The sequence below is a fragment of the Bradyrhizobium sp. F1.13.3 genome (genome assembly GCF_040548265.1).
GTDB lineage: Bacteria > Pseudomonadota > Alphaproteobacteria > Rhizobiales > Xanthobacteraceae > Bradyrhizobium.
Genome location: NZ_JBEPRI010000010.1, coordinates 110905 through 134842, shown reverse-complemented (window position 1 = coordinate 134842; position 23938 = coordinate 110905). Strand labels below are relative to the sequence as shown.

Sequence of the window (23938 nt, the reverse complement as noted above, 5' to 3'; positions counted from 1 at the left end):
TCTAGGCCAAAAGGTCGCGCGTTAGCTAGTATGACTTGGCCAGTCCAAGCACCTTTTCCGCAATGAAGCTGAGCGCGAGCTGCGGGCTGACCGGCGCGATGCGCGGGATCAGAACTTCGCGCAAGTAACGCTCGACATGGAACTCCTTGGCATAGCCGAAGCCGCCATGGGTCATCACCGCCTGCTCGCAGGCATGATATCCGGCCTCACCCGCAATGTATTTCGCGGCATTGGCGGCGCCGCCGCAGGGCATGCCCTTGTCGTATTGCCAGGCCGCCGACATCACCATCAACCAGGCCGCCTCGAGCTCGACCCAGTTTACGGCCAGCGGATGCTGAATGCCCTGGTTCTTGCCGATGGGTCGGTTGAACACCACGCGGGTCTTGGCGTATTCAGTCGCGCGCGACAACGCGAGCTTGCCGAGGCCGACTGCTTCCGCTGCGATCAGGATGCGCTCCGGGTTCATGCCTTCGAGGATGTACTGGAAGCCTTTGCCTTCTTCGCCGATCCGGTCTTCCATGGGGATCTCGAAGTCCTCGAAGAACAGCTCGTTGGAATCGACGATCTTGCGGCCCATCTTCTCGATCTCGTGGACCTCGATCCTGTTGCGATCGAAGTCCGTATAGAACAGGCTCAACCCATGCGTCGGCGAGCGCACGTCCTCCAGCGGCGTGGTGCGCGCCAGCAGCAGGATCTTGTGCGCGACCTGCGCGGTCGAGATCCACACCTTCTGGCCGTTGACGATGTAGCGGTCGTTCTTGGCCACCGCGCGGGTCTTGAGCTGGGTGGTGTTGAGGCCGGTGTTGGGCTCGGTGACGGCGAAGCAGGCCTTCTCACGACCCTCGACCATCGGCGGCAGCATGCGCTTGCGCTGTTCCTCGGTGCCGAACACGACCACGGGATTGAGGCCGAACACGTTGATGTGCACCGCGGATGCGCCGGACATGCCGGCGCCGGATTCGGCGATGGCGCGCATCATGATCGCGGCTTCGGTGATGCCGAGCCCGGAGCCACCGTAGGCCTCCGGCACGCAGATGCCGAGCCAGCCGGCGTCGGCCAGCGCCTTGTGGAAGTCGTGCGGAAAACCGCCGTCATGGTCCTTCTTCAGCCAATAGGCATCAGGAAAGCCTTCGCAGATCTTCGCGATCGCGTCGCGAATGGCCTCCTGCTGATCGGTGAGCGCGAAATCCATGATGGTCTCCTTGTTGGGAACCGCGCCCGCGCAATCTCCCCGCCTCTTCGCGTTTCCCACGCGAAGGCCGTGGCCCATTGCTGTGCCCGGACGTGCCCTCGCTTGCGTTCTTTAGCTCGAAAAACGGGGGACAGATACGTGAATTTGCCTGCCAACTGTGTGTACCATGCATGGGATCATGCAGCGCGACGGTGCGAGCGCGCTGTTATTTCGCAGGGAGGAAGACCGCGATGGCCGGACTTTATTTCGAGGAGTTTTCCGTGGGCCAGGAGTTCAGGCATCCCCTGACGCGGACCGTCACGGAGATGGACAACACCATGTTCAGCCTGCTGACGCTCAATCCGCAGCCGCTGCACATCGACGCACATTTTGCGGCCCAGACCGAGTTCGGCCAGCGCATTTTCAACAGCCTTTACACCCTCGGCATCATGATCGGCATGACGGTCTATGATACGACCATGGGCACCACCGTTGCCAATCTCGGCATGACCGACGTCACTTTTCCGAAACCGGTCTTCCATGGCGACACTTTGCAGGCGACGACGAAGGTGCTTTCGTTGCGGGAATCCAAATCGCGCCCCAAGGCGGGCATCGTCGAGTTCGAGCACCACGCTCTCAACCAGAACGACGAGATCGTCGGCAAATGCCGCCGCATGGCGATGATGCACAAGAGGCCGGTCTGATGCGTTCGATGCTGTTCGTGCCGGGCGACTCCCCGCGCAAATTCGAGAAGGCCAGCGAAGGCAACGCCGACGCGCTGATCATCGATCTCGAAGATTCCGTCGTCACAGACAAGAAGCCGGAGGCGCGCGGGTTGACGCTGGCGATGCTGAAGGGCCGCAACAAGCCCCATCAGCTCTATGTCCGCGTCAACGCGCTCGACACCGGCATGACGCTCGCTGACCTTGCCGCGGTGATTCCAGGCAAGCCCGACGGCATCGTGCTGCCGAAATCGCAGGGCGGCGACGACGTGCGGCAGGTCGCGACCTGGCTGGAAGCTTTGGAAGCTGCGGCTGGTATCGCAATCGGCTCAACACGCATCGTCTGCGTCGCGACCGAAACCGCAGGATCGATCTTCGGGCTCGGCAGCTATAAGGGCTGCTCCCCTCGCCTCGCGGGCCTGATGTGGGGCGCGGAGGATCTCTCGGCCTCGCTCGGCGCTACTGAAAAGGCGTCAGGCGGCGTGTTCCACAGTCCTTATCGCCTGGCGCGCGATCTCTGCCTGATGGCGGCCGCCGCGGCCGAGGTCGCGCCGATCGACACCGTCTATACCGATATCGACAATCTGGCGGGGCTCGAACAGGAAACGCGCGCGGCGCGGCGCGACGGTTTTTCGGCGAAAGCGCTGATCCATCCCAAGCACGTCGACGTGGTCAACGCGGCGTTCGAGCCGACCGAGGCCGAGCGCAATTGGGCGGAGAAGGTGATCGCGGCGTTCGCGAACAATCCGAACTCCGGCACGCTGCGCCTCGACGGCCAGATGATCGACAAGCCGCATCTTCGTGCCGCGATGAAGATCCTCGGCCAGAGCTAGATCAGGACGCCGCGCTGCGACAGACGGGATCGAAGCCGCTCTCAGCATCGTCGTGGCCGGGCTTGTCCCGGCCATCCACGGGCTTCCACGCAACCGGCGCCCAAGAACGTGGATGCCCGGGACAAGCCCGGGCATGACGAAGCGACAACGTCCCGCCCCTCACTTTCCCGCAAGCGGGGAGAGGCGAAGACAATCAGACGATCTTGATCGACATGTCCGGCAGGCCGTCGAGCTTGCACAAGAGCACGTCGCCCTTCACGACCGGGCCGACATTCTCCGGCGTGCCGGAATAGATGATGTCGCCGGCCTTGAGCTCGAACGCTTCCGACAGTTTTGCGATCTGTTCGGCCACGCTCCAGATCATCTTGCTGAGATCCGAGCTCTGCTTGACGGTGCCGTTGATCGCCAGCGAAATGGCGCCCTTGTCGAAATGACCGGTCTTGCTGGCCGGGTGGATAGGCCCGATCACCGCGGCGTGGTCAAAGCTCTTGCCTATCTCCCACGGCTTCTTCTCCGCGGCCATCCCGTTCTGGAGATCGCGCCGGGTCATGTCGAGGCCGAGCGCGTAACCATAGACATGGTCGAGCGCCTTCTCAGCCGGAATGTTGGAGCCGCCGGACTTCAGCGCGGCGACCAGCTCGACCTCGTGGTGATAGTTCTTGGTCAGCGACGGGTAGGGATGATCGGCAACCTCGCCCACAGCGACGTTCTGGATTGCGTCGGTCGGCTTCTGGAAAAAGAACGGCGGCTCGCGGTTCGGGTCCGAGCCGCGCTCGATCGCGTGCGCCGCATAGTTACGCCCGATGCAGTAGATGCGGCGGACCTGGAACACCTGGGTTTCGCCGACGATCGGAATGGTGACCATCGGCACCGGAAAGATCGGCTTCAGGCCGGCCTGCGCCGCAGCCGGCGCAACTTCCGCGATTGAGGCAGCACTCGCCGCCGCGGCAATTGCGAGCAGCTCCCGTCGCGTTGCTGAGATCTCTTTCATGTTTGCGCTCCCTTTTTATGTTCGTTGGGCGCATCATGCGCGCCGAGCCGCCTGATAATCAATATTCAGTATGCCAGCAATGCTGGAACCGGCACGTCGTCCAATTGAGAACACGCCGTCTGCGACCGAGCCTTCCCACCCCGGCTCCCCTTCGCCCTAGCATGGAACTTGCATAAATTCTGGGCGACATGGACGCCGCATGAACCTCATCAGCCTCGATATTCGCATGCTCCGGTCGCTGATCTCCGTGGTCGAGACCGGCAGCATCACTGAGACCGCGCGGCGGCTGGGCCGCACCCAGCCGGCGATCACCCTGCAATTGCAGCGGCTGGAGGAGCTCACCGGGAAACAATTATTCGAGCATGCAGGCCGCCGGCTGACGCTGAGCGAGGACGGCACCACGGTTCTCACCTACGCCAAATCCATCCTGCGGTTGCATGACGAATTGATTTCGCAACTGGCGTCGCAGGAGATCGAGGGTCAGGTCGTGCTCGGCACGCCCGACCTCTATGCCGCCTTCATGCTGCCGCAGATCCTCAGCGTGTTCCGAAAATCCTTCCCCCGCGTCCAGGTCGAGCTCAATTGCGCGCTCTCGACGCCGCTGGTGGGCCTGGTCAAGCGCGGCGATGTCGACATCGCGCTCGTCACCCGCATGAACGATTTTACGGGCGGCCAGGTGGTACGGCGCGAGCAACTGGTCTGGATGACCGGCGAGCAGTCCGCCGCGCACCAGGAACGGCCCATTCCGCTGGCGTTGCTGCCGCCCGGCAACATCTATCGCGACTACGCGATCGACACGCTGGAACGCGCGAATTTGCGCTGGCGCATCGCCTGCGTCAGCGAAAGCGTCGGCGGCCTTCAGGCGGCGGCCTTCGCCGGCATGGCCGTGACCGTACTCGGCCGCAGCGCCCTGGTGCCGGCGATGCGCGAGATCGGCCCGAACGAGGGCCTGCCGCCATTGCCGAAGATCGAGCTGCTGCTCTACAAGTCGAGCGCCGCGACCTCGAAGGCGGCGACCGCCTTGCACGACTACCTCGCGCACTATCTCCGCCTCGACGAGGAGCTCAGCGGCCGCGGCGACCCGATCGAGCTGTCCTGAGCTTCAAACCTTCGCGCGCGCGGCACTTTCGCGGAGCGCCAGTGACGGCCAGAACGCCGCCCATGGCTGGGCCTCTTCGAACGCAGCCGCGATGCGGAAGATCGTAGGCTCGTCGAGCCAGCGCGCAACGATCTGAAGGCCGATCGGCATTCCATCGCGATCGAAGCCGCAGGGCAGCGTCGCCGCCGGAAGGCCGGCGAGATTGATCGGCCAGGTGAAGGGCGACCAGCCCAGATGCGGATCGACCTTGCCGCCGTCGATCGTGTCGACGCCGAGGCGGCCGGCCTCGAACGCGGTCACCGCGACGGTCGGCGTCACCAGCGCATCGACGCGTTCGAAAAGCTTCAGGAAGCCGCTGCGAGCCTGGCCGCGGCGATACCCCGCTTCGATATAGTCCGTGCCGCTGTAGCGCCGGCCGGCACTGATGACATCGAGATAATCTGCTTCGGAGCTGGCGAGATCAGCCGTGCTCTTGCTCGCGACCGCGGCCGCCTGTTCGGTGAAGGCGATCGGCTTCAGCGTGTGCTCGAGGATGCCGGGATCAAGGCCAGGACCATCCATGGTGACCTGCGCGCCGCAGGCATCCAGAATGGCCAGCGCCTTGCCGAACGCCGCGCGCACATCGGGACTGACGGCGGCGTAGCCGAGATCGACGCTGGCGCCGATACGAATGCCGTTCAACGGCTCGGCATTCGCATCGAACCGCCGCGCCGCAACCGGCAGGCTCGCGGGATCGCGCAGATCGTAACCGGCGATGATCTCCAGCGTCAGCGCGGCATCCGCGACCGTGCGCGTGATCGGCCCGGTATGCGCGAGCGAGCCCCAGGACGGTGGCGAGAAGCCGGGCGAACGGGGCACCAGGCCAAAGGTCGGCTTCAGCCCGAACACTCCGCAAAAGGACGAGGGCACGCGGATCGAGCCGACGCCGTCGGTTCCGATCGCGATCGGACCGCAGGCGGCGGCGACGCCCGCCGCCGCGCCGCCGCTCGATCCGCCGCTGGTGCGACCGGGGTTCCAGGGATTGCGCGTGGTGCCGGTGACCAGGCTGTCCGCCGTCAACTTGTAACCGGACTCGCAGGTCGTGGTCTTGCAGGTGATTATGGCACCCGCCTCCTTCAGCGCCGAGACAACCGCCGCATCGACATCGGGCACGAAGGCCTTGTTCATCGGCGAGCCACCATAGGCCGGCACGCCTGCGACGAAGACCAGATCCTTGATCGTGACGGGTACACCGGCGAGCGGTCCCTTGGCATCGCCGGCGCGCATCTCCCTGGTGAGACGATCGGCCTCCGCCCTCGCCTGCTCGTACATCGGCGTCACCACCGCGTTGCAGGCCTCGTTCGTCACCTCCAGCGCGGCAATGGTGTCGTCGACGACATCGCGCGGAGTGAACGCCTTGCGCCGGTAGCCGGCCAGGATCTCGGTTGCAGAAAGCGAGCCAAGGCCAGTCGGCGCCGGCGGGAAGGCCGTTCGGCCGGAACCATCAGTCATCATCAACCCTAAAAGTGCTAGCTGAGCGCCGCGTCGACGGCGCGCTTGGCCATGACCGTGACGAGATGCGCACGGTAGTCCGCTTCGGCATGGATGTCGGAGGTGAGACCGTCGGTGTCGATCCTGATCGCCGCGATCGCGGACGGATCGAAATTTCGCGACAGCGCTTCCTCCATCGGGGGAACGCGGAATACGCCGGAGCCCGCTCCGGTCACGGCCACGCGAACGCCATCGGCGAATTTCGCCACGAACACGCCGACCAGCGCATAGCGCGACGCCGGCGCCTTGAACTTGGCGTAGCCCGCCTTGACCGGCACCGGAAAGCGGATCGCCGTGATGATCTCGCCTGGTTCAAGCGCGGTCTCGAACAGGCCGCGGAAAAACCCGTCGGCCGCGATCTCGCGCGTGCTGGTGACGACGGTCGCGCCAAGACCGAGCACACCTGCCGGATAATCGGCCGCCGGATCGTTGTTCGCGACGGAGCCGCCGATGGTGCCGCGGATGCGCACGGCGGGATCGCCGATCATCGAAGCCAGCGCGGCAAGACCTGGAATCTTTGCCTGCACCAGCTTCGAGGCGGCCACCACCGCATGTGGCGTCATCGCACCGATGGTGATAGCGGCGCAATCGTCGGTGATGCCCTTCAGATGTCCGAGCCTCGACAGGTCGACTAGGGCAGGCGGACTGGCGAGCCGCTGCTTCAGCGTCGGGATCAGGGTCATGCCGCCGGCGACGAGCTTGCTGTCCTCGATCGAGGTCAGCAGTTTGGCAGCGTCGGGAATCCGGTCCGGCTGGTGATAGGCAAACGGCTTCATTGTCATCCTCCCTATTCAGCAGCGACCGGCAGCGACGCGTTTTGCAGCAGGCGCCAGATCCGGTTCGGCGTCGCCGGCATGTCGACGTGGGTGACGCCGAGATGCGACAGCGCATCGACCACCGCGTTGATGACCGCCGCCGGCGAACCGATGGTGCCGACCTCGCCGCAGCCCTTTACGCCCATCGGCGTGTGCGTGCACAGAGTCGAATGGGTCGCGATTTTCATCATCGGCATGTGGTCGGCGCGCGGCATGCAGTAGTCCATCAGCGAGCCCGACAGCAGCTGGCCCGAGCCCTCGTCATAGACCGCGTTCTCATAGAGCGCCTGACCGACGCCCTGCACGATGCCGCCGTGCAACTGGCCCTCGACAATCATCGGATTGATGACGGTGCCGACGTCGTCGACCGCGGTGTAGTTGACCAGCGTCACCGTGCCGGTTTCCGGATCGATCTCGACCTCGGCAATGTGGCAGCCGCCGGGATAGGTGAAGTTGACGGGATCGTAATAAGCCTGCTCCTCGAGCCCCGGCTCCAGCACTTCGAGCGGATAGTCGTGCGGCACGTAGGCGGCACCCGCGATCTCCTCGAACGTCTTCATGCGGTCGGTGCCCGCGACCGAGAATTTTCCGGCCTCGAAGTGAATATCCACTTCGGCTGCTTCGAGCAGATGCGCCGCGATCTTCTTGCCTTTCGCAACCACCTTGTCCGTCGCCTTCGACAGCGCCGCGCCGCCGACTACCAGCGAACGCGAGCCGTAGGTACCCATGCCGAACTGCACGCGATCGGTATCGCCGAACACGATATCGACATTGTCAAACGCGACGCCGAGCTTTTCCGAGACGATCTGCGCGAAGGTCGTCTCGTGGCCCTGGCCGTGATTGTGGGTGCCGATCATGACCGTGACTTGGCCGGTCGGATGCACCCGCACCGTGGCACTCTCATAGAGCCCGCCGCGCGCGCCCAATCGTCCCGCGAAGCGCGACGGCGCGAGGCCGCAGGCCTCGACATAGGTCGAGTAGCCGAGCCCGCGGAATTTGCCCCTGCGCGCCGACTCCGCCTTGCGGATACCGATGCTCTTGACGTCGGCCGCGACAAGAGCGCCGTCGAGACACCCCATCGGATCGCCGGAATCGTACTGCACCAGCACCGGCGTCTGATACGGATAGGCCTCCTTCGGGATCATGTTGCGTCGGCGGATCTCCACCCGGTCGATCCCCATCTCGGTTGCCGCGACGTCGACGATGCGCTCCAAGACGAAAGTCGCCTCGGGTCGGCCGGCGCCGCGATAGGCGTCGACCGGAACGGTGTTGGTGAACACCACCTTCACGTTGCAGTAGATGGCAGGTGTGGTGTAGACGCCGCCGAGCAGCGGACCGTAGAGATTGGTCGGAATGTTCGGTCCGAAAGTCGAGAGATAGCCGCCCATATTGGCGAGCGTGTTGACACGGAAGGCCAGAAACTTCCCGGTCTCGTCCAGTGCGAGTTCGGCCTCGGTGACGTGATCGCGGCCGTGGCGATCGGAGACGTAGCCTTCGGAGCGGCTCGCCACCCATTTGATCGGCCGCATCACGCGCTTGGCGGCCCAGGTGATCACGGCCTCCTCACCGTAGTGGAACTGCTTGACGCCAAAGCCGCCGCCGACATCGGGCGCCACCACGCGCAGCTTGTGCTGCGGGATGTTCAGCACCAGCGCACCCATCAGGAAGCGAACGACATGCGGGAACTGGCTGGTGGTCCACAGCGTGAAGCGATCCGTGCCGGGCTCATATTCGGCGATCGCCGCGCGCGGCTCCATCGGGTTGCCGATCAGACGGTTGTTGACGAGGCTGAGCTTCGCGACATGTGCCGCTTTCCGGAACGCGGTCTCGACCGCGGCCTTGTCGCCGAGCTCCCAATCGCAACAGATGTTGTTCGGAACGTCGTCGAACAGTTGTGGCGCGCCGGGCCGCACCGCTTCGAGCACGCCGACCACCGAGGGCAGCACCTCGTAATCGACAGTCAGCAGCTCGGCTGCCGCACCGGCCTGCGCCGGCGTCTCCGCGACGACGAAGGCGACCATGTCGCCGACGAAGCGCACCTTGCCCTGCGCCAGCATCGGGAACGGCGGCTCCTTCATCGGCGCGCCCTTGGCATCCGTGATACCCCAACCGCAGGGCAGCGATCCCAGATTGTCCGTGGCGGCATCCTCGCCGGTAAGAACCGCAATGACGCCAGGCGATGCGAGTGCCGCACCCTTGTCGATGCCGCGCAGGATCGCGTGTCCGTGCGGCGAGCGCACGAACACACCCGCCGTCATGCCGGGCCGCTTGATGTCGGAGACGTAATTGCCGCGGCCGGTGAGGAAGCGCTGGTCCTCTTTCCGCTTGGGTGAAGCGCCGATCCCGATCACATTGCCCATGGTCACTCTCCCTTGGCGGCGTTCATGGCGGCAGCGCCAGCCATGACCGAGACGACGATGTTCTGATAGCCGGTGCAGCGGCAAATATTGCCTTCAAGGCCGTGGCGGACGTCGGCTTCCGTCAGGTCCGGCTTTTCGGTCGCGAGCGCCACCGCCGTCATCAGCATGCCGGGCGTGCAAAAACCGCATTGCAGACCGTGATGCTCACGAAACGCTTCCTGCATCGGATGCAGCTGGTTCGAACCGGGCGCACCTTGCAGGCCCTCGATGGTGAGCAGCGCCGCACCGTCGAGCGCAGGCGCCAGCAGCGTGCAACTCTTCACCGGCAGGCCATCGAGATGCACGACGCAGGCGCCGCATTGGCTGGTGTCGCAGCCGATATGGGTACCGGTGAGATTCAGCCGCTCGCGCAGCAGCTCGGCAACCAGCGTCGCCGGCTCGACCTCGACAGTTGTCGGCCGTCCGTTGAGTGTGAAGGATATCTGCACGATCATACTCCTGTGCGCGACGGGTCTTTAGGCGAGTGGAAGCGCGCTGCCGGTGGCCCATGTGGCCATCACGACGTCGCCGACGGTGAAGGGATCCGCGAAGAAGGTCTTTTCCGGCACGTAGGCGACGAACGCGTCATCCGGCACGGTGTCCAGCATGACCTTGACGAAATAGCCCTGGTACTCGATCGCAAGCACGCGGCTCGGCAGCGACGTGGAGCAGCCCGGCGGCAGCTCCCTGCCCGGCCGGACCAGCGCGACATCGTCGCGACGCACGGCGATATCGATCCTGTCACCGACGCTGACCGTGGACCGCGCCTGAAGCGGGACCTCGATGCCGTCAGGCGCGGCCTGCGCGAGCGTAAAAGTCGAACCGTTGACCTTCTCGACGCGCCCCGACAGGACGTTCTGCCCGCCCATGAATTCGGCGACGTAACGATCGTGCGGATGGGCATAGACGTCGCGCGCCGCGCCCGCCTGCTTGATTCTGCCCTGCTCCATCACCACGACCAGATCGGCGAGCGCGATCGCCTCGAGCTGGGTGTGGGTGACGTGGATGAAGGTGATGCCGAGCTCCTGCTGCATCCGCCTAAGCTCCTGGCGCATCTGCACGCGGAGCTGTTCGTCGAGGGCGGACAGCGGCTCGTCGAGCAAAAGTACCCTCGGCTCGGTGATCGCGGCGCGCGCCAGCGCCACACGCTGCTGCTGGCCGCCGGAGAGCTGGGCCGGCAGGCGGTCGGCGAATTGCGTCAGACGCACCTTCTCGATCATGGCATCCGCAGCGCGCAGACGATCGGCCTTCGACATGCCGCGCACGCGCAAGGCGAACGCGATGTTGTCGCGCACGGTTAGGTGCGGGAACAGCGCGTAGGACTGAAACATCATCGCGGTGCGCCGCTGCACCGGCGCGAGACCGACGACGTTCTGGCCGCCGATCACGATCTCACCCGCACTCGGGTCTTCATGCCCCGCGATCATGCGCAGAATCGTGGTCTTGCCGCAGCCGGACGGGCCGATGAAGCAGCAATAGGCGCCGTCGGCGATCTTGAGATTGACGCCGTCCACCACGTTGGTGACGCCGTCAAAGCTCTTGCAGATGCCCGCCAGTTCGATATCGCCGCGATCGCTCTTCATTCCCAGCTCAACCCTTTGTGCTGCTGCCGCGCTTCTTCTGGATCAGCACGATGCTGCCCAGGCTCGCGCCGATGACGATGAAGGAGACAATCGTCGTCACCGTGCCGAGCGCGTAAAGCGAGGGGGACGTGACGTTCAGGGTCATGCTCCAGATCTCCAGCGGCAGCGTGTTCAGTGAGCCCGCGGTCTGAAGGCTACGCGCAAACTCGTCGTAGGAGAGCGTGAAGCCGAACAGCGCGACCGCGACCAGGCCGGGCGCCAGTACCGGGATCATCACCAGCCGGATCGATTGCCAGCGGCTGGCGCCGAGGTCGTAGGCCGCCTCCTCCCAGACGTGGTTGAAGCGCGACATCACCGCAAACATCACGAGCACGCCGAACGGCAGCGTCCAGGACAGTTGCGCGCCGAGCGCCGAGGTGTACCAGCTCGCATTGAGCCCGAGGGCCTGGAATAACAGACCGGTGCCGAGGCCGAGCACGAGACCGGGCGCGACCAGGCTGCCGATCATCATGTAGAACACGACGGTGTCGCCGCGAAAGCGCTTGCGAAAACCGAGACCGGCGAGGAACGAGACAACCACCGTGATGACGGTGACAATGACGGCGAGCTTGATCGAACGATCGAACGAGCCCTTGACGTCGCCGGTCCGCACCTGGGTGAAGAGATCGACGAACCAGTGTAGCGACTGTCCCTTCATCGGGAAGACGAGGCCGCCGCGGATGTCCTGGAACGACAGGACGTAGATGCAGAACATCGGGCCGTACAGCGCGATCACATAGAACCCGAATAGCGTCGCCAGAAGATAGAACGTCCACGGCCGGCCGCCCTTGCTCGGTGCTATCGCCTTGGTCGTCGCGGGCGCGACCATCTTTGACATGTCGGTTTTGGGCATGTCGGCGAGAACCGCGCTCATCGCGTGATCTCCTGCCTGATGTCGACGGTGCGCAGGATCAGCGAGACGATCGCGACCAGCACCAGCGTCAGCAGCACGGCGCTCGCGGCTGCGGTCGGATATTGCAATACACCGACGTCCTCGTAGAACGCGCTGACCACCGAGGCCGAGCCGCCGCCGGACATCACCTTGACCACGAAGAAATCGCCCATCACGATCGAGACGACGAAGATGGTGCCGAGCGCGATGCCGCTCTTGGACATCGGGACCACGATCAGGCGCATGATGTCGAAACGGCTGGCGCCTGCATCGATCGCGGCCTCGATCAGCTTCTTGTCGATCCGTGCCATGGAATTGAAGATCGGCACGATCATGAAAATGGTGAGCTGATGGACATAGGCGATGACCACCGCGAGGTCGGAGAACAGCAACACTTCAAGCGGCTGGCGGATCACACCGAGCCCCAGCAGCACCTGGTTGATCAGGCCTTCCTTGCCGAGGAGCGGTATCCAGGAAATCATCCGGATGATGTTCGAGGTCCAGAACGGTACCGTGCAGAGCAGGAACAGACCAATCGCCAGCAGTTGGTTGCGGACGTGGAAAACCAGGAAGTATGCGACGAAGAAGCCAATGATCAGCGTGAAGATCCAGGTCAGAACCGTGAACTTGATCGTCGCCAGATACAGCTTCAGCGTCAGTGCCGAATGCAGCACCTCGACATAGCTTGCGAGCGTGAAACCCGGCGTCAGCCCGCCAAAGCCGTCAGTGGCGAAAAAGCTCGCCGCCAGCACGACCAGGATCGGCGCCACGAAGAACGGCACCAGCACCAGCACGAGCGGCGACACGTAGAGCCAGCCGGCGAGATTTGCGTGTGGTGAGGTTTGAGCTGGACTAAGACTTGGCTGCATGTCGGCAAACGCCTCGAAGTCGATCTTTTGGCACCGGCGCATCGTCGCGCCGGCGCTTCGTTCACGTCAGGGAAAGCAGGTTTCAGGCCACCTTGAAGTCGTTCCAGCGCTTGTTCATGTAGGCGGCTTCGTCCATCAGCGTGTTCCAGCAGGAGATGTTCTTGACGCGGTCGAGGAACGAGCCGCCGTCGCGTTTGGTGCCGCTCTTCTCCATCGGGACGCCATAGGGGTCGTTGACCACCTCGGGCGCGGGCTGGCCCTCGTACCAGAACGCCCATTCGGCCGGCGTGAGGAATTTCTTCGCAGTCGAAGGCACCGGGCTGTAATAGCCGTAACGCGCGACGAAGCCGCCCTGCCAGCCCGACAGATACCAGTTGAGATATTCGTAGGCCGCGTCCAGCTTCTTGCCCGAGAGATGCTTCATCAGGCCCATGCCGTTGCACCAGCCGCGATAGCCTTCCTTGCCGTTCTTGATGTTGACCGGCGCGTAGACGCAGGGGATTTCTTTCACGCGCACCGCGGCAACCGCCGGCGACCACATCGACTGGATCACCACTTCGCCCGCCGCCATCAGCTGCACCGACTGGTCGAAGGTGGTCCAGGTCGCGCGGAACTGGCCCTGCTTCTTGAGCTCGATCAGCTTGTTGCAGGTGAAGTCGATCTCCTCCTTGGTCATGTTGCCCTTGTTGCCGTACTTGATCAGGCCGGCGCTTTCGAAGCAGAGCGCGGCGTCCATGATGCCGATCGCGGGCACGTCGAGGATCGCGGCCTTCCCCTTGAATTTCGGATCGATCAGATCCTTCCATTCCGTGACTTCATGGCCGACGAGGTCGGGGCGGTAGCCGATGGAGTCGGCGTTGTAGACCTGTGGCAGGAACGTCGCCCATTCCGTGACGCCGTCGTTGAGGTCGGTCGAATCGGGCTTGGCGATATACATGGCCTCGTAAGGCGAGATGCCCTGGCGCGGGATCTTGTGACCGTCGATCTCGCCCTTGGTGAAGATCGGCAGGATGTTGTCGAACTCCTTGACCTTCTTGACCTCGATGCCCTGGATCACGCCGCGCTTGGCGGCGAGCTTGGCCTGCCAGCCCTCGAGATCGGCGATATCGACCGTATTAGGCTGGCTTATGAAGCGGTTGATGGCGGCGGAGGTGTCGAGGTTCTGCATCGTTACCTTGAAGCCGAGATCCTTGGCCGCCTGGTCACCGATCGCCTTCACCACCGAATAGGACACGCCGACATGGCGCAGCTCGATATCCTTGATCTCCTGCGCCCAGATGGTCGGGAATCCGCGGATCGCGTCCGATCCTGCGGCCGCGCCGGCCACCGCCGCGGCGCCCTTCAACAGCGTGCGCCGGCTCAGCTTTTTCGCAGACTTGTCGCTCGTCCCCGCCGGATTGGCAGTGGATGTCCCCTTGTCCCTGTCAAGCATGGCAACCCTCGTTGGCTACGATGAACGCTCGCACCGATCGCCATTGACCGGCTGCGATATGATCGATTGCACAGGAGGCTATGGGCGGAACTTTGCGAAGTAAAATTGGAAGTAAAAATTCGCGCTATAAGGGAGGCTAATGGTTCGGACGGCTGCATTTGCTTTTGGCAGCACGCATAAGAAGGCGTCAGGACGTGCATACAAGACGGCGAATGCGGCGCGGCGGACTTTTTCACGCAGCACGTGTGACAAGGCTTGCGCTGCTCGCGGCCGGAACATCGTGCGCGGCGCACGCCGGCGCCGTGTCGATCGCACCTGCGGGGCTGCAAGCGATCGGCACCGTCGATCCCCGCTTCCAGTCCTACAACATCGAGATGGTGGAGCTGACCGGCGGGCGGTTCTGGAAGCCTTATCCGCAAACGATGCGCACGCGGGTTGACAAGGATCGCTACAGTTACAGACCTCCAATCGATCTCGGCAACACGCGTCTGCGCAAGCTCGCGGTGGCGTTGTCGCCGGCGTATCTGCGCGTGAGTGGCACCTGGGCCAATGCGACGTTCTTCGCCGACACCGCGAATGCGCCGGCTGCACCGCCCCCGGGATTCGACGCAGTGCTAAGCCGCGCGCAGTGGCGCGGCGTCGTCGACTTTGCGCGCGCGACTGGTGCGGAGATCGTCACCTCCTTTGCCATCAGCCCGGGCAGCCGCGATGCGGATGGCCTTTGGAGGCCGGATCAGGCGCAACGCCTAATCGACTATACGCGTTCGCTGAGCGGCCACATCGCCGCCGCCGAATTCATGAACGAGCCGACGCTCGCGGCGATGAGCGGAGCGCCGCGAGGATATGACGCGAAAGCCTATGTTCGCGATTTCGACGTCTTTCGCGACTGGATACGGCGCGCGGCGCCGGAAACACTGATCGTCGGCCCGGGCTCGGTCGGCGATTCCACGTCCTCTTCCGCGTCAAGTATTCGCACCCGCGATCTGCTTGCCAATTCCGGAGCCGACGTCGATCGCTTCTCGTACCATCACTACAACACGATCTCACCACGCTGCGGCGGCCGCGATGAGCCGGCACGCGCGTTGTCCGAAGAATGGCTCGCCCGAACCGATGCGACGCTGTCGATCTACCGTGGCCTGCGCGATGAATTCGCGCCGAGCAAACCGATCTGGCTGACGGAAACCGCCGATGCCGCTTGCGGCGGCAACCGCTGGGATAAGACTTTCCCCGATACGTTCCGCTATCTCGACCAGCTCGGAGGCCTGGCCAAGGCTGGCGTTCAAGTGGTGATGCACAACACGCTGGCCGCGAGCGATTACGGATTGCTGGACGAGAAGACGTTCCGCCCGAGACCCAATTATTGGGGCGCGCTGCTCTGGCATCGGTTGATGGGCACGACGGTGCTCGGCGCAGGCGCAGCGATGGCGCCCGGCCTCCATGTCTACGCGCACTGTCACCCGTCGATGCGCGGCGCCGTGACCGTGCTCGCGATCAATATCTCGCGCAGCGCAACGCGCACGATCATGTTACCGCTGTCCGCCAAACGCTACACTTTGCAGGCAGCAGGACTGAATGGTGCAACCGTGCAACTGAACGGCAAGACGCTCGCGCTGACCGACGAAGATGGGCTGCCGCACCTCGCCGCGCGCAAGACTGCGGCCAGCGCAGTGCGCCTCGCGCCTGAGACCATCACCTTCCTCGTCGTCCCGGGCGCTGCGAACCCGGCGTGCCGATGACCGCGTTCAGGATCTGAGCGAGTCCCGCGCCGTCTCCGGCGCCATCAGGGTTGCGACGATCGTGATGATCGAGAGCGCGATGATGTAGACCGACACCGCCCAATAGGAACCGGCCCACGCGAGCAACGCGGTTGCGATCAGCGGCGAGAAGCCGCCACTGAGCGCGGCGGCAACGTTGGCTCCCAGCGATGCGCCGCTGTAGCGCACCTGAGTGCGGAACAGCTCCGGCATGAAGGCAGCCTTCGGCCCGAACAGCAGCGCATGCGTCAGTGTCATCGTGACGACGAGCGCGAGCGTGATCAGGGCCGGCTCCCTGGTGTCGAGGAACCAGAACAACGGAAACGCCAACGCCACCGAGAACACGCCGCCGGCGAGATACAGCGCTTTGCGGCCGAAGATGTCGGACAGCCAGCCGGCGAGAGGCAGCGTCGCGAGCTCGACGAGTGCGGCATAGACCACCGCATTTAGGATCACCTGCCGCGGCAGGCCGAGCTGCGTCGTTGCATAGACCACGGTGAAGACAGTGAGGAGATAAGCGAGCCCGACTTCGGACACGGTGATACCGACCGCCAGCAGGAAGCTGCGCCAATCGCGGCGCAGGACTTCCAGCGCCGGCTGCGCCAGCACCTCCTTGCGCTCGAGCACCTCCTTGAAGTGCGGCGTCTCCGCGAGTTTCAGCCGCACGATGAACCCGACGCCGACGAGCAGGATGCTGATCAGAAACGGCACGCGCCAGCCCCAGCTCAGGAAGTCCGCTTCGGGCAGCTGCGTCATCAGACCAAAAATGCCGGTGGAGGCGGCGACGCCGACGGGGAAGCCGATCTGCACCAGGCTGCCGTAGAAGCCGCGGCGGTTGCCGGCGTGCTCGGCCACCATGACCACGGCGCCGCTCCACTCGCCACCGAGCCCGATGCCCTGGACGAAGCGCAAAATGACGAGGAAGATCGGCGCCCAGACGCCGATCTGGCTGTAGGTCGGCAGGCAGCCGATCAGGAACGTGCCCAGTCCCATCGCCATCATGGTCGCGACCAGCATCTTCTTGCGGCCGAGCCGGTCGCCATAATGCCCGATGATCGCGCCGCCGATCGGCCGCGCGACGAAGCCGACCGCATAGGTCGAGAACGCCGCCAGCGTGCCGACGAAGGGATCGAAGCTCGGGAAGAACAGCTTGTTCAGCACCAGCGCCGCCGCCGTGCCGTAGATCAGGAAGTCGTACCACTCGATCGCGGTGCCGAGCGCACTCGCCCACACCACATGCGCCGTCGTCGATTTCTCCCTCGCCGTGGAGATCCCCGATGCTGCCGTCATTACCATCCGCCCCAAAATTCCAGGTGGCATCATGGCTAAACGTTGTGGCGGTTGCAACTTGTGGGAGTGTCAGGTCTCCCCAAATCACGATGCGAGATTTTCGCGCCACTGCCTCCTCACCGTCGTCCCGGCGAAGGCCGGGACCCATAACCACAGGGAGGAGCTTGGCGAGGACCGGTGCTCCGGTACTGCGACCGCCCGGCAGCGATAGATCACGCGGTATGGGTCCCGGCCTTCGCCGGGACGACGTAGTCCGTATTCGCCATTGACAAACTTATTCGCCATTATCTAATTTATCTGCCAGAACAACCAGCCGCGCCAAGCGGCCCAAAAAGAGAGGGAACGACGATGAGAGGGCTTTTGGCCTGCGCCATGCTCGCGGCCATGACTTCGGTTGCCATGACCACCGTTGCGAACGCGCAAATCTCCGACGACGCGGTGCGGATCGGCGTGCTGACGGATCTGTCGAGCTGGGGCCGCGACAACAGTGGGCCGGGCTCCGTGGAGGCCGCGAAAATGGCGGTGGAGGAGTTCGGGCCCACCGTGCTCGGCAAGCCGATCGAGATCATCAGCGCCGACCACCAGATGAAGACCGACGTCGGCGTACAGATCGTGCGCGGCTGGTTCGACAACGGCAAGGTCGATACCGTCGTCGACATCCCAAATTCCGGCATCGCGATCGCCGTGCACAACATGGTGCGCGAGCGCAACAAGGTTGCGCTGCTCTCCGGCCCCGGCGCGAGTTCGCTGACCGACGAGCTTTGCAGCCCCAACACCGTGCATTTCACCTACGATACCTACGCGCTGTCAAAGGTGACGGCCTCCGCCGTGATCAAGGAAGGCGGAAAATCCTGGTACTTCATCACCGCCGACTACGCCTTCGGCCAGCAGCTCGAGAAGGACGCCACGCGCTTCATCAACGAGATGGGCGGCAAGGTTTTGGGTGGCGTGAAGCACCCGACCAATACGGCCGATTTCTCCTCCTTTGCACTCCAGGCGCAAAGCTCGAAATCGGACGTCGTCGCCTTCGCCAATGCCGGCCAGGACACCGACAATGCGATCAAGCAGTCGGGCGAGTTCGGCCTGGTCCAAGGCGGACAGAAACTGGTCGGCCTCTTGATGTTCGACACCGACGTGCATGCGATCGGCCTCAAATCCGCGCAGGGCACCTACATGACCACCGCGTCGTATTGGAACATGGACGAGGCGACCCGCGCATGGTCACGGAAATTCTACGAGCGCACCAAGGTGATGCCGACCATGATCCAGACCGGCGTTTACGGCTCGGTGCTGCATTATCTCAAGGCCATCAAGGCCGCCGGCACCGATGATCCCGCCAAGGCGATGGCCAAGATGCGCGAGCTGCCGATCGAGGATACATTCGTCCATGGCGGACGCTTGCGCGAGGATGGCCGCGTCATTCGCGACATGTATCTCGCCAAGGTGAAAACACCCGAGCAGTCCAAAGAACCCTGGGATTATCTGGAGATCATCAAGACGGTGAAGGGAGAGGACGCCTTCCGCCCGGTCTCCGAGTCCAAATGTCCGCTGCTGAAGAAGTGAGGCCCGCATGACCGGCAACGAGCGCAACGCAGGCGAAACCTATGAGTGCGATGTGCTCGTGGCCGGATCGGGCTGCTCCGGCATGTCGGCCGCTATCACCGCACGCTATCGCGGCCTCGACGTCCTGATCGTCGACAAGGAGCCGCGATTCGGCGGCACGACCGCGCGGTCCGGCGGCTGGTTGTGGATTCCCGGCACGTCGCTGGCAAAGGCTTACGGCATCGAGGACACGCCGGAGCAGGCGCGGACTTACCTGCGGCACGAAGCCGGCAACAACTTTGACGCCGCGCGGGTCGATGCGTTCCTGAGCGCCGGGCCCGAGGCGGTCGATTTTTTCACCAGCAAGACGGCGCTCCGTTTCGACATGCCGCTGGTGTTCCCGGACTACCACGCCGAGGCGCCCGGCGGCACCCAGGGCGGTCGTTCGATGGTGGCACGCCCGTTCGACGGCCGCGAGCTCGGCGGCCAGATCAAGACCCTCGGCATGCCCCTGCCCGAGCTGACCGTATTCGGCATGATGCTCGGATCCGGCAAGGACATCGTCCATTTCATGCGCGCGACGAAGTCGCTGACCTCAGCGGTCTATGTCGCAAAGCGCCTGTCGCGGCATCTGATGGACGTGCTGCGCTACGGCCGCGGCATGACGCTGACCAACGGCAATGCGCTCGCCGGGCGCCTCGCGAAATCCGCGCAGGACATGAAGATTCCGATGTGGCTGTCCGCGCCGGTACGCGAGCTGACGGTCGAGAACGGCACTGTCACCGGCGCCATTGTCGCCCGCGAGGGACGCGACGTCCGCATTCGTGCAAGACAAGGCGTCGTGCTCGCTTGCGGCGGTTTCCCGCATGATGTCGAACGGCGCAAGAAGATGTTCCCACACGCGCCGACCGGCAACGAGCACTTTTCGCCGGGACCGACCGGCAACACCGGCGACGGCCTCCGGCTTGCCGAGAACGCCGGCGGACACATCGAGGACCGCCTGCCGAACGCGGCAGCCTGGGTCCCGGTCTCGGTCACCAAGCGCAAGGACGGCTCAAACGGCGTGATGCCGCATTTCATCGACCGCGCCAAACCCGGCGTGATCGCGGTGATGCGTGACGGCAAGCGCTTTGCCAACGAGGGCAATTCCTATCACGACTTCGTCCAGGCCATGGTCAAGGCGGCGAAGCCCGGCGAGGAGATCGCGGCCTACCTGGTCTGCGATCACCAGACCCTGCGCAAATACGGCCTCGGCTGCGTACCGCCATTCCCGATGCCGCTGGGTCATCACCTCAAGACCGGCTATCTCATGCGCGGCGAGACGCTGGAGGCGCTCGCGGCAAAGGCGGGCATCGACAGCACGGCGTTCGTCGGGACCGTCAAGCAGTTCAATGCGACCGCACCACAGGGACATGATGCGGCCTTCGGCAAGGGCTCGAGGGCCTATAACCGCTACCAGGGCGATGCGCTGCACGGCCCGAACCCCTGCGTCGCCCCAATCGAGAACGGCCCGTTCTACGCTATCAAGATGGTAGTCGGCGATCTCGGCACCTATGCCGGCATCGTCACCGACGAGAATGCGCGGGCGCTCGATGCTGAAGGACGGGTGATTCCCGGGCTGTATGCCGCCGGCAACGACATGGCGAGCATCATGGGTGGCAATTATCCCGGCGCCGGCATCACGCTTGGGCCGGCGCTGACCTTCGGCTACATTGCCGGCCGTCATCTCGCCGACAGCGCCGCCAAGCGCAACGCGGCGTAAGCGAGCCGCACGCCAGGAGGCGCATGAAAAGAGAAAGCCGCGGCATCCAGTCGATCGAGGTCGGCGGAGAATTGCTCCGCGCGCTTGCGAGATGCGGCGAGCCGATGATGCTGCGCGATCTCGCGCGCGAGGCCGGCATGACGCCGGCCAAGGCGCATCCCTATCTCGCCAGCTTCTCCCGCATCGGCCTGATCGAGCAGGACGAGACCACCGGCCGTTACGAGATCGGCGCGCTGGCGCTGGAGCTCGGCCTGATCAGCCTGCGCCGCCTGTCCGGCGTACGCATCGCAGGACCGAAGATAGCGGCGCTCGCAAGTCAGATCGGGCATGCGGTCTCGCTCGCGGTCTGGGGGACGCACGGCCCGACCGTGGTGCAGCTGGAAGAACCCGGCCAGCCGGTGCATATCGTGATGCGGGCCGGTTCGGTGATGGCGCTGCTGGAGACAGCCACGGGCCGGGCTTTTGCCGCCTTCCTGCCGGAGAAAACCATCAACGCCGCACTCGAAAGCGGCCTCGATCGTCACGGCGTCGGCTACAATCCGAAACGCACCGTGAAAGGCGCGAAGCTCGCCGACATGCTCACCGAGGTCCGCAAGCACGGCCTCGCCCGCGCGCTCGGCGACCCCCTGCCCGGCGTCAACGCATTCTCAGCGCCCGTGTTCGACCATTCCGGCCATGTCGCGCTGGTGATCACCGCGATGGGGCCGGAAGGCACGTTCGATGCCCGCTGGGACAGCCCCATCGCCCACGCGCTAAGCGACTGCGCCGGCGGGATCTCGAAGCGGCTGGGTCACGGGATAACGGCTGCGGCGGAGTGAGGGGCTCGCTGCCTCATCCGACCTCCGCTGTCATGCCACGCGAAGGCGGGGCATCCAGTACGCCGCGGCACCTCGGTTCACCGCGGGCGTCTTGGCGTACTGGATCGCCCGGTCAAGCCGGGCGATGACAGAGAATGGGTCCGCCCTACTTGTCCCTCACCGGCACCGTGTAATTCAGGATCAACCGCCCACCATCCGGATAGATCGTCTGTCCCGTGATATACGACGCATCGTCGCTTGCCAGGAACGCCACGACGGAGGCCACCTCGCCCGGCTCGCCGCCGCGGCCGGCCGGCGTGCGTGACATTACGGTTTTGCGGGCATCCTCCGAGGTGTAGATGGACGATGCCACCATGTCGGTCAAAATCGTGCCCGGCCCGACAGCGACGACGCGAATATTGTGCGGAGCCAGCGCGACGGCGGCCACTGATGTGAGCTGCTTCATGCCGCCCTTGGACATGGCGTAGGTGGCAAGCGCCGGGATCGCCAGCAGCGCGTTCACCGAAGACATGTTGATGATGACTCCGCCGCCGCTACCTTGCGCAATCATCTGCTTCGCCGCCGCCTGCACGCCGAAGAACGCGCCCTTCAGATTGATGCCGATGATCTCGTCAAATTCTTCTTCGGAAATCTCCAGGAGGTCCCGGTTGCGGGCGACGCCGGCATTGTTGACCATGATGTCGAGCCGGCCGAACTCCTTTGCGGCAGTTGCGACCAGCTGGTCGACATCGGCGCGCTTTGCGACATTGCCGACGACAGTGCGCAAGGCCTCCGGCCGTCCGAGCTCGGCAGCCGTCGCGGCCAAGCCATCGGCATCGACGTCCGAGATGACGACTTTGACGCCGTCGTCCAGGAATCGTTTCGCGCAAGCCTTGCCGATACCGCGCGCCGCGCCGGTGATGGCGGCGACCTTGCCGGATTGTTTCATGGTCTCACTCCAGAGTATCTGCTTCGACAGCAGACTGTCGCCGGGCGAGAAACCCGGCTCAGGCCGCCGCGAAGCCGAGATGAGCACGGAACCGGTTCTTGATAAAGACAGCATCGCGCGAGGGCAGCGAGCGCGGCGGATTTTCGGCCAGTACCTTGATGACAAAAAGCCGCGGGCCATCGGCCGTCTCGTCGAGCTGCGTCGCCAGACGTGCCACCTCCTCGAGCGTCCGCACGGTTCCGGTCGCGGCAAAGCCGCAGGCCACAGCAATCGCGGTGAGATCGACGCCGCGCCCGGTGTGGCTGGCCTGCATCCCGGTCTCGCCAAAATGCTGATTGTCGATCACGACGATGTCGAGATTGCGCGGGCGTGCGACGCCGATGGTCGCCATGCCGCCGAGGCCCATCAATTGCTCGCCATCCCCGGTCAAGGCGAGGACGCGCTTTCCCGGCTGGGCCTGCGCGAGGCCAAGCCCGATCAGCGCGGCGCCGCCCATGGCGCCCCAGAGATAGAAATTGCCGTCGTGGTCGCCGACCGAATGAAGGTCATAGGTCGGCGAGCCGAGGCCGGAGACGACCAGCGTGTCCTTGCGATTCTTCAGGAGCGCGGCGACCGCGGCGCGGCGATCGAGTTGAGCTTGCATTGGCATCACCACTTCTTCTTGCCGATCAGGCGCTGCCCGATCAAAACGGCAATCTGCTGATCGGATTCGTAGGCAAGCGGCGCGGCCGATTCGACCGTCTCGATCAGATCCTCTCCTGTCTCCGCGCGCATCACCTTCAGGCCGATCGCCTCCAGCGAGGGCTGGGTAGCCCGGCTCATCGGCACCTGCCAGGGATTGAACTCGGCCCATTCGCCGCGCATCGTCACCAGCATCAGCAGTGGAAATCGTCCGATTGCCGACAGCGACAGCATGTTGATGCAATTGCCGACCCCGCTCGACTGCATCAAGAGCACGCTGCGCTGTCCACCGAGCCAGGCGCCTGCGGCGATGGCAACGCCCTCCTCTTCCGTCGTCAGCACGTTGGTGGTGACGTCGCGGTCGGCCGAGAACAGGCTGATGAGCTGGCTGTGGCCGGCATCGGGGACGTAGGACATCTGCCGCACGTCGGCGGCTTTCAGGATGCGGTAGAGCTCGGACGGCCAATCGTCTGCGCGCGTGTCGGGATTGGATTGAAGGCTGTGCACCGCTTGTCTCCGTGATTTCGAGCGGCACTCTAGCGATGTTCAGGCCCGAAAGCTCTGACCGTCTGGCGCGATCAGGTATCGAGGGATTGTATAGCTGCCTCTTCCACTGCCGGTGGGACAGCGCACGATGCGCATGGCTGCGCCCTCTCCCTTGCGGGAGAGGGCATCACCGCTGATAGATACAAACTCATTTGGGTGAGGGGTATCTCTCCGTGCACTCATCCGCATCTATATGCGCGGAGAGATACCCCTCATCCGGCGCTTCGCGCCACCTTCTCCCG

Annotated in this window: 21 protein-coding genes; 7 read left to right on the top strand and 14 right to left on the bottom strand. The window is 64.3% G+C overall.

The window, feature by feature from the left end; genetic code table 11:
• Positions 1-25 precede the first annotated feature (25 nt).
• Positions 26-1192, bottom strand: a complete 1167-nt coding sequence (locus ABIB66_RS25770; RefSeq protein WP_354205048.1) for an acyl-CoA dehydrogenase family protein — start codon at positions 1190-1192, stop codon at positions 26-28.
• A gap of 230 nt (positions 1193-1422) precedes the next feature.
• On the opposite strand from ABIB66_RS25770, the gene ABIB66_RS25765 reads away from it, so the two are divergent.
• Complete coding sequence (locus ABIB66_RS25765) at positions 1423-1875, top strand: MaoC family dehydratase (protein WP_354205046.1); 453 nt, start codon at positions 1423-1425, stop codon at positions 1873-1875.
• Positions 1875-2726 carry an HpcH/HpaI aldolase/citrate lyase family protein gene (locus ABIB66_RS25760; protein ID WP_354205044.1) on the top strand — a complete coding sequence of 284 codons (852 nt, stop codon included), beginning with the start codon at positions 1875-1877 and terminating at the stop codon, positions 2724-2726. The genes ABIB66_RS25765 and ABIB66_RS25760 overlap by 1 nt, the downstream gene beginning before the upstream one ends.
• Positions 2727-2919: 193 nt before the next feature.
• Here the strand turns inward: ABIB66_RS25760 and ABIB66_RS25755 are convergent, their stop codons facing one another.
• Positions 2920-3717 (bottom strand): fumarylacetoacetate hydrolase family protein, encoded by a 798-nt coding sequence (locus tag ABIB66_RS25755; protein WP_354205042.1) that lies wholly within the window; start codon positions 3715-3717, stop codon positions 2920-2922.
• A 199-nt stretch (positions 3718-3916) separates the two neighbouring features.
• Between ABIB66_RS25755 and ABIB66_RS25750 the strand changes: the two genes are divergently transcribed.
• Complete coding sequence (locus ABIB66_RS25750; RefSeq protein WP_354205040.1) at positions 3917-4816, top strand: LysR substrate-binding domain-containing protein; 900 nt, start codon at positions 3917-3919, stop codon at positions 4814-4816.
• A gap of 3 nt (positions 4817-4819) precedes the next feature.
• On the opposite strand, the gene ABIB66_RS25745 is transcribed toward ABIB66_RS25750, so the two are convergent.
• Genes ABIB66_RS25745 through ABIB66_RS25710 form a run of 8 tightly spaced genes read right to left on the bottom strand, consistent with a single transcriptional unit; the run spans position 4820 to position 14375 of the window.
• Positions 4820-6307, bottom strand: a complete 1488-nt coding sequence (locus ABIB66_RS25745; protein WP_354256063.1) for an amidase — start codon at positions 6305-6307, stop codon at positions 4820-4822.
• Between the two features lie 17 nt (positions 6308-6324).
• Positions 6325-7122, bottom strand: a complete 798-nt coding sequence (locus tag ABIB66_RS25740; protein WP_354205036.1) for an FAD binding domain-containing protein — start codon at positions 7120-7122, stop codon at positions 6325-6327.
• 11 nt (positions 7123-7133) lie between these two features.
• Positions 7134-9521, bottom strand: coding sequence for a xanthine dehydrogenase family protein molybdopterin-binding subunit (locus ABIB66_RS25735; protein WP_354256060.1), 2388 nt, complete (start codon positions 9519-9521; stop codon positions 7134-7136).
• Positions 9522-9523: 2 nt separating this feature from the next.
• A complete protein-coding gene (locus ABIB66_RS25730) occupies positions 9524-10012 on the bottom strand; it encodes a (2Fe-2S)-binding protein (RefSeq protein WP_473320519.1) in 489 nt (162 codons plus the stop codon).
• Positions 10013-10036: 24 nt separating this feature from the next.
• Positions 10037-11143, bottom strand: a complete 1107-nt coding sequence (locus tag ABIB66_RS25725) for an ABC transporter ATP-binding protein (protein ID WP_354060218.1) — start codon at positions 11141-11143, stop codon at positions 10037-10039.
• 7 nt (positions 11144-11150) lie between these two features.
• Positions 11151-12056 (bottom strand): ABC transporter permease, encoded by a 906-nt coding sequence (locus ABIB66_RS25720; RefSeq protein ID WP_275169308.1) that lies wholly within the window; start codon positions 12054-12056, stop codon positions 11151-11153.
• Complete coding sequence (locus ABIB66_RS25715) at positions 12053-12985, bottom strand: ABC transporter permease (protein ID WP_354205029.1); 933 nt, start codon at positions 12983-12985, stop codon at positions 12053-12055. Before ABIB66_RS25715 ends, ABIB66_RS25720 begins: the two co-directional genes overlap by 4 nt.
• 40 nt (positions 12986-13025) lie before the next feature.
• Complete coding sequence (locus tag ABIB66_RS25710) at positions 13026-14375, bottom strand: ABC transporter substrate-binding protein (protein ID WP_354256057.1); 1350 nt, start codon at positions 14373-14375, stop codon at positions 13026-13028.
• A gap of 245 nt (positions 14376-14620) precedes the next feature.
• Here ABIB66_RS25710 and ABIB66_RS25705 point away from each other — a divergent pair, with 245 nt between their 5' ends.
• A complete protein-coding gene (locus ABIB66_RS25705) occupies positions 14621-16111 on the top strand; it encodes a glycosyl hydrolase family 79 N-terminal domain-containing protein (protein ID WP_354205025.1) in 1491 nt (496 codons plus the stop codon).
• A 6-nt stretch (positions 16112-16117) separates the two neighbouring features.
• On the opposite strand, the gene ABIB66_RS25700 is transcribed toward ABIB66_RS25705, so the two are convergent.
• On the bottom strand, positions 16118-17419 hold the full coding sequence (locus tag ABIB66_RS25700; protein ID WP_275169312.1) for an MFS transporter: 1302 nt from the start codon (positions 17417-17419) through the stop codon (positions 16118-16120).
• Positions 17420-17767: 348 nt separating this feature from the next.
• On the opposite strand from ABIB66_RS25700, the gene ABIB66_RS25695 reads away from it, so the two are divergent.
• The 3 genes from ABIB66_RS25695 to ABIB66_RS25685 are packed head-to-tail and all read left to right on the top strand — an operon-like array spanning position 17768 to position 21541.
• Positions 17768-18982 carry an ABC transporter substrate-binding protein gene (locus ABIB66_RS25695; protein ID WP_275169313.1) on the top strand — a complete coding sequence of 405 codons (1215 nt, stop codon included), beginning with the start codon at positions 17768-17770 and terminating at the stop codon, positions 18980-18982.
• Between the two features lie 7 nt (positions 18983-18989).
• The gene (locus ABIB66_RS25690; protein WP_354256054.1) at positions 18990-20723 is read left to right on the top strand and encodes an FAD-dependent oxidoreductase; all 1734 of its coding nucleotides are present in this window, start codon (positions 18990-18992) and stop codon (positions 20721-20723) included.
• Positions 20724-20746: 23 nt separating this feature from the next.
• Positions 20747-21541, top strand: a complete 795-nt coding sequence (locus ABIB66_RS25685) for an IclR family transcriptional regulator (RefSeq protein WP_275169315.1) — start codon at positions 20747-20749, stop codon at positions 21539-21541.
• 145 nt (positions 21542-21686) lie between these two features.
• Here ABIB66_RS25685 and ABIB66_RS25680 read toward each other — a convergent pair whose 3' ends face one another.
• Genes ABIB66_RS25680 through ABIB66_RS25670 form a run of 3 tightly spaced genes read right to left on the bottom strand, consistent with a single transcriptional unit; the run spans position 21687 to position 23657 of the window.
• Entirely contained in the window at positions 21687-22469 is a 783-nt protein-coding gene (locus tag ABIB66_RS25680; RefSeq protein WP_354205022.1) for an SDR family NAD(P)-dependent oxidoreductase, read from the bottom strand.
• 58 nt (positions 22470-22527) lie between these two features.
• A complete protein-coding gene (locus ABIB66_RS25675) occupies positions 22528-23118 on the bottom strand; it encodes a thiamine pyrophosphate-dependent enzyme (RefSeq protein ID WP_275169317.1) in 591 nt (196 codons plus the stop codon).
• Complete coding sequence (locus tag ABIB66_RS25670; protein ID WP_275169318.1) at positions 23118-23657, bottom strand: thiamine pyrophosphate-binding protein; 540 nt, start codon at positions 23655-23657, stop codon at positions 23118-23120. The genes ABIB66_RS25675 and ABIB66_RS25670 overlap by 1 nt, the downstream gene beginning before the upstream one ends.
• Positions 23658-23938 lie beyond the last annotated feature (281 nt).